A 13692-nucleotide genomic window follows, 5' to 3' on the forward strand; every position below is an offset into this window, starting at 1 on the left:
GCCGCCGTCCCCGGCCAGCCCCGGCCCCGGCCCGGCGATCTTGCACTTGCTGCCCCGGCGAAAGGTCTATAACGGGCACCGAGCGGGCACCAAGTGCAAGTCGGCTCTATCCGGGGGCGGCGGGCGGGGTCAGGGCGTGGACCACGTCGCCTACCACCACGATCGCGGGTGGGCGCAGCGCGGCGGCCTCGACGTCGGCGGCGACCGTGCCCAGCGTGGAGCGCAGCGTCCGCTGGGCGGCCGTGGTGCCCTCCTGGATCACCGCGGCGGGTGTGTCAGCCGGCTTGCCGTGCGCGATCAGGGTGGCGCCGATCGCGGCGAGGTTCTTCAGGCCCATCAGGATCACCAGCGTGCCCCGCAGCCCGGCCAGGGCGTCCCAGCGCACCAGCGACGCGGGCGCGTCGGGCGCGAGGTGCCCGGACACCACCGTGAACTCGTGCGCCACGCCCCGGTGGGTCACCGGCACGCCGGCCACCTCCGGCACCGCGATCGCGCTCGTCACGCCGGGCACCACAGTCACCGGTACGCCCGCCTCGGCGCAGGCCAGCAGTTCCTCGCCGCCACGGCCGAAGACGTACGGGTCGCCGCCCTTGAGCCGTACCACCACCTTGCCGGCCCGCGCCCGGTCCACCAGGATCCGGTTGATCTCCTCCTGCGCGCGGAACGGCCCGTACGGGATCTTGGAGGCGTCGACCAGCTCGACGTCCGGGCGCAACTCGTCCAGGAGCAGGCCGGGCACGAGCCGGTCGGCGACGACCACCTCGGCCTCGGTGAGCAGTCGCCACCCCTTCACGGTGATCAGCTCCGGGTCGCCCGGCCCGGATCCGATAAGCGCGACGCGTCCGCCGGTGTTAAGCGGGGGCCCTTCCTCTACCGCAGGCGTTAACAGGGGGCCCTTCCTTCCGAGCAGGGCGCGGATGGCGTCTCGGACGCCCATGGCGCGGCGGGGGTCGCCGCCGCCGAGGACCGCCACTGTGACCGGGCCGTGCCGGGTCACCGCCGGGGTCCACGCGCTCGCCGCCGTCCGGTCGTCGGCGCGGACGCAGAAGATCCGCCGCTCGGCCGCTGCGGCGCTGACGGCAGCGGCGGCGGCCCGGTCGTCCACAGCCACCTGGACCAGCCACGCGCCGTCCAGGTCGCCGGGAGCGAACCGGCGCGGCTCCCAGCGCAGCCGCCCGGCGTCGACGTGCGCGCGCAGCGCCGGGGTCAGCTCGGGCGACACCAGCAGCACGTCCGCGCCGGCGTCGAGCAGGGCGGGCACCCGCCGGGTGGCGACCGCTCCACCGCCCACGACCACCACGCGCCGCCCGTCCAGCCGCAACCCCAGGGGGTACGGGCTGGGCGGCGTCGGCCCGGCCGGCTCGGTCACTTCTCCGCCACCCCGGCGGAGTCGAACGTCGCCACCTCGTGCAGCACCCGGACCGCGCCGGTGACCACCGGCAGGGCGAGCAGCGCTCCGGTGCCCTCGCCGAGCCGCAGGCCCAGGTCGATGAGCGGGTCGAGCCCGAGGTGCCGCAGCGCCGCCGTGGCGCCCGGCTCGGCGCTGCGGTGCCCGGCGACCATCGCGCCCACGGCGTCCGGCGCGAACGCGGCGGCGGCGAGCGCGGCGCTCACCGCGATCACGCCGTCGAGCAGCACCGGTATCCGGCGCGCGGCGGCGCCGAGGATCAGGCCGGTCAGCGCGGCGTGCTCCAGCCCGCCGACGGTCGCCAGCACGCCCAGCGGGTCGGCCGGGCCGGGCTCGTGCCGGGCCAGCGCGGCCCGGACCACGGCCACCTTGCGGGCGTACGTCTCGTCGTCGACTCCGGTGCCCCGGCCGGTGGCCGCCTCCGCGTCCACGCCGGAGAACGCGGCGATGAGCGTGGCGGACGGGGTGGTGTTGCCGATGCCCATGTCGCCGGTGAGCAGGATGCCCGCCCCGGCGTCGATCAGGTCGCCGGCGACCCGGATGCCGGTCTCGACAGCCGCGCGGGCCTCGTCCCGGGTCAGCGCGGCGGTGACGGTCATGTCGCGGGTGCCGGGCCGTACGTTGGCGGCCACCAGGCGCGGCCCGGCCGGGTCGCCGGGCTCGTCGGCACCGGGGATCGGGGTGGCCACGCCGACGTCCACCACTGTGACCGAGGCGCCGGCCTGGCGGGCGAACGCGTTCACCACCGCGCCGCCGGCCAGGAAGTTGGCGATCATCTGGGCGGTGACCTCCTGCGGCCACGGGGTCACGCCCTGGGCGTGCACGCCGTGGTCACCGGCGAAGATCGCCACCGCGGCCGGTTCGGGCAGCGGCGGTGGGCAGGCGCCGGCCAGCCCGGCGAGGCGTACCGAGAGCGGCTCCAGGGCGCCGAGCGAGCCGGCGGGCTTGGTCAGCCGCCCCTGCAACTCGCGGGCCGCCGCCATGGCCGCCTCGTCCAGCGGCCGGATCGCCGCGACTGTGGACTCCAGCATCATGCCTCCAGGATCCGTGCCAGTGTCTCGACGAACGCGTCGGTGGTGCCCCGGTCGCGTACGGCGATCCGGAGCCAGTCCGGGCCGAGCCCGGGGAACGTGTCGCCCCGGCGTACCGCCCAGCCGTGCGCGCGCAGCCGCTCGCGTACGTCGGCGGCGCCGGCCACGTGGATCAGGACGAAGGCGGCGGCCGGGCGGCCCGCCACGCGTACCCCCGGCAGGCCGGACAGACGGGCCACCAGGTGGTCGCGGTCGGCGGCGAGTTCGGCGGCGATGGCGCGTTCGGCAACGACGGCGGCCGGCGCGGCGCAGGCGGTGGCGGCGGCGAGCGCCGGGGTGGAGACCGCCCAGAGCGGCTGGGCGGCGGCGAACCGGGTCAGCAGCGCGGCGTCGCCGAGCAGGTAGCCGATCCGCAGCCCGGCCAGGCCCCAGGTCTTGGTGAGGCTGCGCACCACCACGAGGCCGGGGAGGTCGCGGCGGGCGGCGAGCGACTCGGGCTCGCCGTCGACGCCGGGCACGGCTGTGGTGTCGGCGAACGCCTCGTCGACCACGAGCACCCGTCCGGGGCGGGCCAGCGCGGCGATCGTGTCGGCCGGGTGCAGCACCGAGGTGGGGTTCGTGGGGTTGCCGATCATGACCAGGTCGGCGTCGCCGGGGACGCGGGCCGGGTCCAGGCGGAAGCCGTCGGCCGGGTCGAGCAGCACCCGGTCCACCCGGTGCCCGGCGGCCCGCAGCGCGGCCTCCGGCTCGGTGAACTGCGGGTGCACCACCACGGGGTGGCGGATGCCGGACAGCGCGCGGGCGATCAGGACGAAACCCTCGGCGGCGCCGGCGGTGAGGAGTACCTCCTCCGGGGGTCGCCCGTGCCGGTGAGCGACGGCGGCGCGGGCCGGCGCCGGGTCCGGATAGGCGGCCAGGTCGCCGAGCGCGGCGGTGATCGGGTCGGCCAGCCAGTCCGGCATCGGTGCGCGGCGCACGTTCACCGCCAGGTCCACCAGGCCGGGAGTGGCCTCGGCGTCCCCGTGGTGGCCCAGGTCGGGCTCGTCGAGCGCGGCGGCGCTCCCGGTCGGTGCTGCGGGCATGTCCGCGATCCTGCCGGGTAGCCGACGCCCGGGACAGCGCATCCCGGCGTGGGTCGCGTCACGGTCCGCCAGTTTATGAGTTCTTCTCATTTCCGAATCGGAAATGTCATAGCTTGACCCCGTGAGCAGTCGTCCCCTTGCTTCCGCTGGCCGTCTCGTTCCCCTTCTCCGCGCCGGCCTGATCGCCGGCATCGTGGTCGCCGCCGCCCTGTATCCACTGGTCGCCGTCACCGGCATCGGGGCCAAGGCCACCGCGCACGCGATCGAACAGAAGACGAGCATCCTCAAGACCGCGCTGCCGGCCGAGACCTCGTACGTCTACGCGCCCGACGGCAAGACGGTGCTGACGATGTTCTACGAGGAGTACCGGCAGTACACCAAGATCGAGAACATGTCGCCGAACATCCAGCAGGCGATCGTCGCCGCCGAGGACAACCGCTTCTACCAGCACCACGGCGTCGACCCGAAGGGCGTGGCGCGCGCCTTCGTGTCCAACGCCCGATCCGGCGGCGTCTCCCAGGGCGCCTCGACGATCACCATGCAGTACGTGCGGATGGCGCTGCGGGACAGCGCGACCACGCCCAAGGAGGTCCAGGAGGCGACCCAGCAGACCAGCCTGCGCAAGGTCAAGGAGATGCGCATGGCGCTGGACATCGAGAAGCACCTGAGCAAGGAGCAGATCCTGGAGCGCTACCTCAACTCGGCCTACTTCGGTCACCGCGCGTACGGGATCTACGCCGCCTCGCAGATCTTCTTCTCCAAGACCCCGGCCACGCTCACGCCGGTCGAGGCGGCCACGCTGGCCGGGCTGGTGAAGTCGCCGTCGGAGTACGACCCGATCACCTCGGACCAGAAGGACGCCACCGGGCGGCGCAACTACGTGCTGGACAACATGGCCCGCCTCGGTTACCTGTCGCCTGATGCCGCCGCCGCGGCCAAGGGCCAGCCGATCAAGCTGAAGCTGACCACCCCGCCCAACGACTGCGCCGCGATCGACGGCGGCCACCGCAGCTGGGGCTTCTACTGCGACTACCTGAAGAACTGGTGGAGCTCCCAGCCCGCGTTCGGCGAGAACCGGCTGGAACGGATGGACAAGCTGCGCCGCGGCGGCTACCGGATCGTGCTCGCCGTCGATCCGAAGACCCAGGCGGCGGCGGAGCGGAACGTCGGTGCCAAGGACAACACCGGCAGCCCGTTCGCCAACGGCATCGTGGTCGCCGAACCCGGCACCGGGCGGATCAAGGCGATGGCGGTGAACCGGAACTACTCGCTGGACCTGGCCGAGAACCCGAACAGCTCGAACCCGGAGGCCGGCCCGAAGGTCAAGGCGAACTACCCGAACACCGTGGCGCCGCTGCTCGGCGGCGGGACGCTCCCGGGCTACCAGGCCGGTTCGACGTTCAAGATGTTCCCGATGCTCGCCGCGCTCAACGCCGGGATGCCGCTGTCCACCGCGTACGACTCGCCGTACACGTACAAGTCGGCCGTCTACGACGGGTGGGCCCCGTCCAACGCCAGCGGCGCGATGACCGGCCGGCAGACCATGTGGTCCGGGTTCGGCAAGTCGGTGAACACGTACTTCGTCCAACTGGAGGAGAAGATCGGCGCGGACGCCGGGGTGCGCCTGGCCGAGCAACTGGGGCTGCGCTGGCGTACCGACGTGGACAGGGAGCAGGCGTCACCGGGGAAGGCGAAGAAGTGGGGCGCGTTCACGCTCGGCGTCTCCGACGCCACCCCGCTGGAGATGGCGAACGCGTACGCGGCCATCGCCGCCGACGGGCGCTACTGCGAGGCCATCCCGGTCAACGCGATCATGAACCGGGACGGCACGCCCGCCACGTACACCACGGCGGGCGGGGTCCAGCGGGAGGTCGCCAAGCCGCGGTGCCGGCAGGTGGTGAACGCCGACGCGGCCCGCGCCGCCACGGACGCGGCGCGCTGCCCGACCGGCGACACCCCGGCCAAGGGGGGCTGCGGCGGCTGGTCGACAGCCGACAGCGTGCGGGGCACCGTGGGCCGCCCGGTCGCCGGCAAGACGGGTACGACCGACAGCACCCGGTCGGCGTGGTTCGTCGGCTACACGCCGGAGCTGGCGGCGGCGAGCTTCATCGCCGACCCGGACAATCCGTTCAACGCGGTGGGTGACGGGCAGTCGCAGATCCCGGTGAACGCGGTGGCGCAGACCCTTCGGGACTCCCTGAAGGGCCAGCCCACCCGCCAGTTCACCCCACCCTCGGACCAGATAGTCGGCTGACCGCCCTGATCCGCCCGGGGGTGCGCCCGGGTAGTTGATCAAGGAGTTTGCGTCCCGGATCGGCTGATCCGCCGACGCGAACTCCTTGATCGACGTTGTGGGGCAGGGAACGGTCAGCGGAGGTCGGCGGCCACGAAGGACCACAGCTCCAGGTCGACCCGGGCGCCGCGGACGATACCGGCGTTGCGCAGCAGGCCCTCGTAGCTGAAGCCGGCCTTCTCGGCGACCCGCCGGGACGCCACGTTGCCGGCCGCCACCCGCAGCTCCACCCGCTGGAACCCGTGCTCCAGGATCAACGCGACGGCCACCGCGTCCACCGCCTCGGCCGCCAGGCCGTAGCCCCGGGCGTGCGGCGCGATCGCGTACGACAGCTCGGTGAGCCGGGCACCCCAGTCGGTACGGCGGGCCCAGAGCGAGCCGACCACCCGCTGGTCCTCCCGGCGGACCACCGCCCAGTGGTCGCCGTCGCCGCTGTCGCGCCGCTGCCGGGCCAGCTCGGTGCACCACGCCCGCCCGTCGATCTGCCCCGACGCCTCGGCCAGCGGCAGCCAGCGCTGCGTCTGCCGGTCGGCGAACACCTCGGCCACCGCCTCCGCGTCGGCGGCGACGAGGTGCCGCACCTCGACGCGCGGGGTGGCGACGGTGAGCGCCGGGAACCGGCGTACCGCCACCTGCCCGATCACGCCGGTGCCCCCACCGGCGCCAGCGCGGCGGCAACCAGCCGGGCCGCGATGTCCGGATGCGCGGCCCAGTGCGGCACGAGCTGCGAGGCGTGCACCGCCTGCCGGACGAAGCCCTCCGGGCTGCCACCCTCCCAGCGCCAGGCCGGCCGGTCACCGGCGCGCGGCGTGAGCACTGCGGCGTGCTGCTTGTGCCCGGTCACCATCGTGCCGGCCGCGGCCACCACGCTGCCGGTGACCGCAGTGGCCGTGCGGTAGCCGACCACCAGACCGTCCCGGACCGTGCCGACCGCGTCGAGCACCCCGCACATGGGCAGGCCGTCCAGCTCCCGGGCCAGCCAGAGCAGGCCGGCCCCCTCGGCGATCACCGGGCGGCCCGAACGGGCCAGCTCGGCCACCGCGATGCAGAGGCGGCGGTTGGCGGAGAGCTGCTCCGCGTACGTCTCGGGCAGCCCGCCGCCGACGACGAGCGCGCGGGCCCCGGCGGGCAGCGCCTCGTCGCGCAGCGGGTCGAGCGTGACCACCTCGGCCCCGGCGGCGCGCAGCAGCTCGGCGGTCTCCGGGTGGCTATAGGCGCCGGCCGGTCCGCCGGCGAGCGCCACCACCGGCCGCTCCCCCGACGGCTGCGGGGCGTCGGCCGGCTCCGGCGACCACGGCTCCACTGTGAGCGCGGGGGCGGAGCGGGCCAGCGCCAGCAGCCGGTCGAGGTCGACGGTGGCGGCCACCGCCTCACCGAGCCGGCGTACGCCGCGTCCGGCGTCCGCGTCGGCACGCACCACGGGACCGGTGCCGTACCGGCGGGCGGGCAGCACCGGGGGCAGCTCGTGCCGGCGCAACGCCCCGTAGACCGGCACGCCCACGTCGTCGAGCGCCTCACGCAACAGCGCCTCGTGCCGGGACGAGGCCACCCGGTTGAGGATCACGCCGCCCAGCCACAGCTCGTCGTCGTACGCCCGGAAGCCGTGCACCAGCGCGGCCACCGACTGGCCCATCGCGGCCACGTCCACCACGAGCACCACCGGGCTGCGCAGCGCGGTGGCGACTGCCGCCGTGGACTCGCTCTCCGGTCGTCCGCCGACCGAGTCGTAGAGGCCCATCGTGCCCTGCACCAGCGCGAACCCGGCGCCGTCCGCGCCGTACGCGAAAAGGGGTGCGATCCGCTCCGGACCGACCAGTCTCGGGTCCAGCGTGCGCCCGGCGCGCCCGGCGGCGAGCCCCAGATACGCCGCGTCCACCTGGTCCGGCCCGACCTTGAACCCGGCCACCGGGATCCCCCGGTCGGTGAGCGCCGCGAGCAGGCCGAGGGAGACGGCGCCGGTGCCGTGCCCCGAGGAGGGCGCACTCAGCACGACGCGCGGCACGTCGGTCATCATCGACTCCTGATGTGGGTGGTTTCCGCCCGCGTGACCATACCCGTCCGGCCCGGCGCGTGAGGGCCGCGCACACAGCCGTTTCCGCCTGGCAGCGGTGAGTGGCACCGCTCATACGGGTAGCCTTGGCCAACGTGTACCGGTTCCTGCTGACCCCGCGCTGGCTCGGCTACCTCGCGCTCACGCTCGTCGCCGCCACGGTGATGGTGTTCCTGGGCAACTGGCAGCTGGACCGCTACCGGGGCCGCACGGCCGTCAACGAGCGCATCGACGCCGGGGCCACCATGACGCCCGCGCCGCTGCGCGACGCGCTCCCCGCGCCCAGCGGCGGCGACGTCGGTCCCGCGCCGTCCGAGGAGCTCACCTGGAGCCGGGTCACCGCCACCGGCCGGTACGACAGCGCGAACACCGTCCTGATCCGCGGCCGGACCGTCGACCGGACGGTCGGCTTCGAGGTGCTCACCCCGCTGGTGCTGGCCGACGGCACCGCGGTGCTCGTCGACCGGGGCTGGATCCCGCCCGTGCCGGGTGCCGGCGCGACAGTCCAGCCGCAGGTGCCGGCGACGCCGATCGGCGAGGTGACGGTGACCGGCCGGGTGGTCGGCAGCGAGAGCGGCGGCGGCGCGGTCAGCCGGCGCGACGGCAAGCTGGAGGCCCGGCGCATCGACATCCCCCGCCTGGCCGAGCAACTCCCCTACCCGGTGACCGGCGGCTACGTGCTGCTCGACGGCCAGACGCCGGCCGCCGACCCGGCCTTCCAGGCGGTCCAGATCGGGCACACCAACAACTGGCAGAACTTCGGCTACGTGTGGCAGTGGTGGATCTTCGCGGTGATGAGCCTGTTCGGCTACGGCTGGGTGGCCCGCCGGGAGGCCCGCCGCCGGGCCGGGCTGGACACCCCGGGCGAGCCGGTGGACCGCGCCGCCGAGCCGGCCGCCCCCGCCTCCGCCTGAACACGGTGCCCTCCCGGTGGACACACCTGGAGGCGGGGACGTTGTAGGGTCCGCGGATGATCGTCAATCGTGGGGGTCGCGGTGACCTCTGACGCCACGACGCCCCCGGCCGCCGAGCCACCCGCGTACGACCCCTGGTCGGCCATGCCGCCTGCGGTCGCGCCGCCCACCGAGCAGTTCCCGGTGATCGCCGCGCCGGACGCACCCGTCACCCCCGCCCCCACCGCGCAGTTCCCCGCCCCGCCGGTGGCCCCGCCGTACTCCGCGCCGCCGTTCTCGGCCCCACCGGCGCCGCTCTCCGCGCCGCCGGCCACCGCGCAGCTCCCGGCCGCGCCGCAGTTCTCCGCGCCTCCGGCCCAGTACCCGGCGCCGCCCGCGCAGTTCTCCGCACCGCCCGCGCAGTTCTCCGCGCCGCCCGCGCAGTTCTCCGCGCCGCCCGCGCAGTTCTCCGCGCCGCCCGTACCACCGGCCGGGGCGGTCGCGCCGTTCCACGGGCCGGCGGGCGCGCCCGGGCCGTACCCGCCGGCCGGGCCGGTGCCGCCCGCGCAGTCGGCGGTAGCGGTGCAGATCGCCGAGATCATGGTGACGCCGCCTGTCATCCGCACCCCGGCCGGTGTCCTGCCGCTCGCCGGCGCCTCCTGGTACGTGACCGACTACTGGCAGAAGGAGGAGAAGATCGCCCAGTGGGCCATCGTCGCCGCGATCCTCGGCTTCTTCTGCCTGACCGTGTTCAGCCTCCTCTTCCTGCTGGTCAAGGAGACGCGGCACTACGGCACCGTGCAGGTGACGGTGAACAGCGGCGGGCACCAGTACGTCGCGCGGATCCCGGTGACCGACCAGTTCCAGGTGCAGCAGCTCAACAACCAGGTCAACTACGCCCGGTCGTTGTCGGCCGGCTGAACCGTCAGCCGGTGACCCGGCCGGCGTGGATGGCGCGGACCGCGTCGATGGTGTCCGCCTCGGCGGCGGCCTTGTCGTCGCGGTAGCGCAGCACGCGCGCGAAGCGCAACGCCATGCCGCCCGGGTACCGGCTGCTCGTCTGCACCCCGTCGAACGCGATCTCGACCACCTGCTCCGGCCGGACCCGCACCACCCAGTCGCCCTTCTCCACGGCGAGCGACAGGAACCGTTCGGTCTGCCAGCGCAGCAGCTCGTCGGTGAGCCCCTTGAACGTCTTGCCGAGCATGACGAACTCGCCGGTGCGCGGATCGCGGGCGCCGAGATGCAGGTTGGACAGCCAGCCCTCCCGCCGGCCGCTGCCCCACTCGACCGCGAGGACCACCAGGTCGAGCGTGTGCCGCGGCTTGACCTTGACCCAGGCCGAGCCGCGCCGGCCGGCGTCGTAGGGCGCGGCCGGGTCCTTGACCACCACGCCCTCCTGGCCGGCGTCGACAGCCGCGGCGAACGCCGTGGCCGCCTGCTCCACGTCGTCCACCTCGATCCGGTCGACGAGCAACGAGGCGTCGACCGCGCCGGCCAGGGCCGCCCACCGCTCCCGTCCGGGCGCGTCGATCAGGTCGGTGCCGTCGAGGTGCAGCAGGTCGAAGAAGTACGGCGTGAGCACCGGTTCGCCGGTGCGCTCGGCGGCGGCCAGCACGGCGGGCGCGACAGGTGCCCGCCCGGTGGTGCTGGGCGTGGTGCGCCGGGCCGCCCGGCTGGACGTCTCCTGGAACGGCAGCGGCCGGCCGGCGGCGTCCAGCCCGATCGCCTCACCGTCGAGCACCAGCTCGCGGGCGGGCAGCGCGCGGACGGCGGCCACCACCTGGGGCAGCCGGCCGGTGATCTCGTCCAGGCTGCGGGTGAAGACCGCGATGTCCGGGCCGGAGCGGTGCACCTGGATGCGGATGCCGTCGAGCTTCACGTCGACCACCGCCGGCACGCCGGTGGCGGTGAGCGCCTCGTCGACCGAGGGCGCGCTCTGCGCCAGCATCGGCGCGAGCGGCCGGCCCACCTGGAGCCCGAACCCGGCCAGCGCGGCGGCGCCGCCGGTGAGCGCCGCGACCGCCACCGCCCGCAGGTCACCGGCGAGCAGCAGGGCCCGCCGGACGGCCGTGACCGGGACGTCGGCGGCCCGCGCCACCGCGTCGGCCAGCAGCCCGGCCTGCGCGCCCTGGCGCAGCTCGCCCCGGAACAGGCCGGTCAGCAGGCGCTGCTCGTCGGCGGTGGCGGCGGCGAAGAGACGGCCGACCAGTTCCCGCCGCCGGGCCTGCGAACCGGCCCCGGCGACGCGGGAGATCTCCTCGATCGCCGCGTCGACGGCGGCGACGGTGAGCGTCGGCTCGGCGGCCGGCGGGGGCAGGTCGCGCAGGCTCGCCCAGCCGACACCGGTCTGACGCTGGCGCAGCTCACCGGCGAGGTAGCCGGCACCGGCCGGGATCTCGCCCGGCTCCAGCCCGCGCAGCGCGGCGGCCAGCAGCTCCACCTTGGACCGTCGGCCGCTGGTGGCCCCGACCGCGGCCGAGGTGGCCGCCAGCTCCGCGAAACGCACGCCCACATCCTGCCAGCCGCGTGGGACATCGGGGTGGATCCGGCGGCCCGGCACACCGCACGGGTGTGCCGGGCCGACGTCAGGCCGAGACCGGTTCCTCGATGCGCAGGCCGCGCCCGCGCACGCCCTCGGCGACCCGGGTGAGCAGCGCGTCGAGCGTGACCAGGGCGGCGGAGAGCTCGCCGATCTGTTCGTTGAGCGTGTCCTCGGACCACGCGGAGACGTCGACGTCCCCCAGAGCACGGACGGCGGCCTGGAGCCGCTCCATCTCGTCGTTCGTACGCATGTTCGAAAGGCTATAACACCCCGCCCGCCGACACACCGCAAACTCCGACATCCGCCCCGAAGTTACGGTTTCGACACCTCAGGCGCGGTTTCCGGCCTCGGCCACCCGGGCCAGCAGCAGCGCCTCGGCCAGGCACACCCGCGCGAACTCGCCCAGGTGCAGGCTCTCGTTCGGCCCGTGCGCCCGCGCGTGCGGGTCTTCCACACCTGTCACCAGGATCGCGGCCTGCAGGAACATCTCCTGGAACGTGGCGATGAACGGGATCGACCCGCCCACCCCGATGTCGACCGGGTCGGTGCCGTCCCAGGCCGTCCGGAACGCCGACCGGGCCGCGTCGAACATCGGCCCGGAGGCGTCGATGACGCAGGGCGCACCGTCGTGCTCGAACGTCACAGTCACCTGAGCGCCCCACGGCGCGTGCCGCTCCAGGTGCGCGGTCAGCGCCGCGTACGCCTTCTTCGGGTCGTCGCCCGGCGCCAGCCGTACGCTCAGCTTCGCCTTCGCGGACGGCACCAGCGCGTTCGGGGCCTCGCCGGTGGACGGCGCGTCCACGCCCAGGATCGCCAGCGCCGGCTTCGTCCAGAGCCGGTCGGTGATCCGGCCGGTGCCGAACAGCCGCGCGCCGTCGACCAGACCGGCCTCGGCGCGGAACCGGTCCTCCGGATAGTCGACGCTGGCGCCCTCGCGGGTGGCCAGCCCGTCCACCGCGACGTCGCCCGCCTCGTCGTGCAGCGTGCCGAGCAGCTTCACCAGCGCGGTGAGCGCGTCCGGCACGGCGCCGCCGAACATGCCGCTGTGCACGGCGTGGTCGAGCGTGCGCACCTCCACGAAGCAGTTGACGATGCCGCGCAGCGAGGTGGTCAGCGCCGGCACGCCGACGTCCCAGTTGGTGGAGTCGGCGATCACGATGACGTCCGACGCCAGGTCGTCGCGGTGCTCGGCGAGCAGCCGCTCCAGCGAGTCCGAGCCGTACTCCTCCTCGCCCTCGATGAACAGCACCACGCCGACCGGGAGCCGGTCGCCGAACGCGCGCAGCGCGGCGACGTGCGCCATGATGCCGGCCTTGTCGTCGGCGGCGCCCCGGCCGTAGAGGCGGCCGTCGCGCTCCACCGGCTCGAACGGGTCCGACTCCCACAGCGACAGGTCGCCGACCGGCTGCACGTCGTGGTGCGCGTACAGGAACACGGTGGGGGCACCGGGCGGGGCCGCCTTGGTGCCGATCACCGCGGGCTGACCGCCGGACCGGACGATCCGGGTGTCGAGGCCGCAGCCGCGCAGCAGTTCCGCCACCGCCTCGGCGGAACGCTCCACGTGCGAGTGGTCGAAGCCCTCGAAGGCGATGCCCGGGATGCGGACGAGTCGCTCGAGGTCGGCACGGACGCCGGGGAGTTCCCGCTCGACGGCGGCCCGCACCTCGGACTCGGAGAGGATCGGAGTGGTCATGACCGGAATCGTATGCTGGCCTTACCCCGCCACGTCGCCCGAGCCCGATCGCCGCGCCACGCGCACGTAGTACCGGTCCGCGTCGTGCGGCAGGTCCGGAGCGCCGTCGACGACCAGGTCCACCGCTGCCGCCGTACCGTCGGCGGTGAAGTGCGCCCGCTCCCCCGCGTGCCAGCGGCGCAGCTCCGGCAGGATCTGCGCGCCGTCGCGGGCCAGCGCCCGGCGCAACCGCAGCTCGGCCGGCGCGGTGACCAGCACCGACAGCGTCAGCTCGGGGCGCACCGCGGCGCGGGCGGCGCTCACCCCCTCGACGATCAGCACCGGACCGGCCGGCACCGGCACCACCCGGTCCAGGAAACGACGGCGCACCCAGCTGTAGCGGTGGTAGCCGCCCGCCCGGCCGTCCCGCAGCGGGCCGAGGACCTGCTCCTCCAGCCGGGTCCAGAACGTGAGCTGGTCGTCCCAGCCGTCGAGCAGGTCGTCGGTGTGCACGAGCGGCGGGCGGACGCCGCCCGCCTCCGCCGCGAGGGCGTCCGCGAGGCGCGCCGCGAACCGGCTCTTGCCCGCGCCGCTGGGCCCGTCGACGGCGACCAGCCGGGTACGCCCCAACCGCGCCGGCCCGGCCAGCACCCGACGGGCCAACCCGGCGTACGCCCCGATCACTGCGACGTTCACCCGACCGACGCTAACGTTCCCC

The 13692-nt window shown here is 74.9% G+C and carries 12 protein-coding genes; 3 read left to right on the forward strand and 9 right to left on the reverse strand.

Annotation, left to right across the window (positions count from 1 at the left end):
• Positions 1-106 precede the first annotated feature (106 nt).
• Genes cobA through cobC form a run of 3 tightly spaced genes read right to left on the reverse strand, consistent with a single transcriptional unit; the run spans position 107 to position 3521 of the window.
• Positions 107-1369, reverse strand: a complete 1263-nt coding sequence (gene cobA, locus O7622_RS27405) for a uroporphyrinogen-III C-methyltransferase (protein WP_282310986.1) — start codon at positions 1367-1369, stop codon at positions 107-109.
• Positions 1366-2439, reverse strand: coding sequence for a nicotinate-nucleotide--dimethylbenzimidazole phosphoribosyltransferase (gene cobT / locus O7622_RS27410; RefSeq protein WP_282314245.1), 1074 nt, complete (start codon positions 2437-2439; stop codon positions 1366-1368). Before cobT ends, cobA begins: the two co-directional genes overlap by 4 nt.
• Positions 2439-3521, reverse strand: a complete 1083-nt coding sequence (cobC, locus tag O7622_RS27415) for an Rv2231c family pyridoxal phosphate-dependent protein CobC (RefSeq protein ID WP_282310987.1) — start codon at positions 3519-3521, stop codon at positions 2439-2441. The genes cobT and cobC overlap by 1 nt, the downstream gene beginning before the upstream one ends.
• A gap of 121 nt (positions 3522-3642) precedes the next feature.
• Between cobC and O7622_RS27420 the strand changes: the two genes are divergently transcribed.
• Positions 3643-5775 (forward strand): transglycosylase domain-containing protein, encoded by a 2133-nt coding sequence (locus O7622_RS27420; protein WP_282310988.1) that lies wholly within the window; start codon positions 3643-3645, stop codon positions 5773-5775.
• 113 nt (positions 5776-5888) lie between these two features.
• Here O7622_RS27420 and O7622_RS27425 read toward each other — a convergent pair whose 3' ends face one another.
• The gene (locus O7622_RS27425) at positions 5889-6458 is read right to left on the reverse strand and encodes a GNAT family protein (protein ID WP_282310989.1); all 570 of its coding nucleotides are present in this window, start codon (positions 6456-6458) and stop codon (positions 5889-5891) included.
• Entirely contained in the window at positions 6455-7825 is a 1371-nt protein-coding gene (locus O7622_RS27430) for a cobyrinate a,c-diamide synthase (RefSeq protein ID WP_282310990.1), read from the reverse strand. Before O7622_RS27430 ends, O7622_RS27425 begins: the two co-directional genes overlap by 4 nt.
• A gap of 134 nt (positions 7826-7959) precedes the next feature.
• On the opposite strand from O7622_RS27430, the gene O7622_RS27435 reads away from it, so the two are divergent.
• The gene (locus O7622_RS27435) at positions 7960-8778 is read left to right on the forward strand and encodes an SURF1 family protein (RefSeq protein WP_282314246.1); all 819 of its coding nucleotides are present in this window, start codon (positions 7960-7962) and stop codon (positions 8776-8778) included.
• Positions 8779-8859: 81 nt separating this feature from the next.
• The gene (locus O7622_RS27440; protein ID WP_282310991.1) at positions 8860-9678 is read left to right on the forward strand and encodes a hypothetical protein; all 819 of its coding nucleotides are present in this window, start codon (positions 8860-8862) and stop codon (positions 9676-9678) included.
• Between the two features lie 4 nt (positions 9679-9682).
• On the opposite strand, the gene O7622_RS27445 is transcribed toward O7622_RS27440, so the two are convergent.
• The 4 genes from O7622_RS27445 to O7622_RS27460 all read right to left on the reverse strand — a co-directional run bounded on the left by O7622_RS27445 (position 9683) and on the right by O7622_RS27460 (position 13670).
• Positions 9683-11266, reverse strand: a complete 1584-nt coding sequence (locus tag O7622_RS27445; RefSeq protein ID WP_282310992.1) for an ATP-dependent DNA ligase — start codon at positions 11264-11266, stop codon at positions 9683-9685.
• Positions 11267-11345: 79 nt separating this feature from the next.
• A complete protein-coding gene (locus tag O7622_RS27450; RefSeq protein WP_030273275.1) occupies positions 11346-11552 on the reverse strand; it encodes a hypothetical protein in 207 nt (68 codons plus the stop codon).
• 78 nt (positions 11553-11630) lie between these two features.
• Positions 11631-12995 carry a dipeptidase gene (locus O7622_RS27455; protein WP_282310993.1) on the reverse strand — a complete coding sequence of 455 codons (1365 nt, stop codon included), beginning with the start codon at positions 12993-12995 and terminating at the stop codon, positions 11631-11633.
• Between the two features lie 21 nt (positions 12996-13016).
• Complete coding sequence (locus tag O7622_RS27460; protein ID WP_282310994.1) at positions 13017-13670, reverse strand: hypothetical protein; 654 nt, start codon at positions 13668-13670, stop codon at positions 13017-13019.
• Positions 13671-13692 lie beyond the last annotated feature (22 nt).

The sequence above is a fragment of the Micromonospora sp. WMMD1076 genome (assembly GCF_029581475.1).
Taxonomy (GTDB): Bacteria; Actinomycetota; Actinomycetes; order Mycobacteriales; family Micromonosporaceae; genus Micromonospora; species Micromonospora aurantiaca.

What these genes read in the sequence shown, in the direction of transcription:
- cobT (WP_282314245.1), bottom strand. Translation starts at nt 2,439, where the DNA reads ATGCTGGAGTCCACAGTCGCGGCGATCCGGCCGCTGGACGAGGCGGCC.
- cobC (WP_282310987.1), bottom strand. Translation starts at nt 3,521, where the DNA reads ATGCCCGCAGCACCGACCGGGAGCGCCGCCGCGCTCGACGAGCCCGAC.
- O7622_RS27430 (WP_282310990.1), bottom strand. Translation starts at nt 7,825, where the DNA reads ATGACCGACGTGCCGCGCGTCGTGCTGAGTGCGCCCTCCTCGGGGCAC.
- O7622_RS27450 (WP_030273275.1), bottom strand. Translation starts at nt 11,552, where the DNA reads ATGCGTACGAACGACGAGATGGAGCGGCTCCAGGCCGCCGTCCGTGCT.
- O7622_RS27455 (WP_282310993.1), bottom strand. Translation starts at nt 12,995, where the DNA reads ATGACCACTCCGATCCTCTCCGAGTCCGAGGTGCGGGCCGCCGTCGAG.